Source organism: Bartonella sp. AA81SXKL, assembly GCF_042196945.1.
Classification (GTDB): domain Bacteria; phylum Pseudomonadota; class Alphaproteobacteria; order Rhizobiales; family Rhizobiaceae; genus Bartonella.
In genome coordinates this window covers 325-629 of sequence record NZ_JBHIRH010000321.1, presented here as the reverse complement: position 1 = coordinate 629, position 305 = coordinate 325, and the positions used below count along the sequence as shown (strand labels likewise).

The 305-nt window shown below is 40.7% G+C and carries 1 protein-coding gene; it reads right to left on the bottom strand.

Going from position 1 to position 305, the window contains the following annotated elements; all coding sequences use genetic code 11:
• Window positions 1-10: 10 nt before the first annotated feature.
• Window positions 11-305, bottom strand: a 295-nt coding sequence (locus tag ACFINZ_RS11425) for a toprim domain-containing protein (RefSeq protein ID WP_375701571.1), incomplete at its 5' end; no start/stop codon positions are given.

Sequence of the window (305 nt, the reverse complement as noted above, 5' to 3'; positions counted from 1 at the left end):
AGAAAAAAAATTAAAGATTTGTTCTTGCTTGTAAGGCTGCTGCTAAAGTCCCATCATCAAGATAATCAAGTTCACCTCCTACAGGCACACCATGAGCGAGTCGGGTAACTTTAACTGAAAAATTGGAAAGCTGATCAGTGATATAATGCGCTGTTGTTTGTCCTTCGACAGTAGCATTAACAGCGAGAATAATCTCTGTAATTGGGTTTTGTACAACGCGCTGTATTAAGGGAGCGATGTTGAGTTCATCAGGACCTATTCCATCTAAAGGAGAAAGCTTTCCACCCAAGACATGATAACGTGCA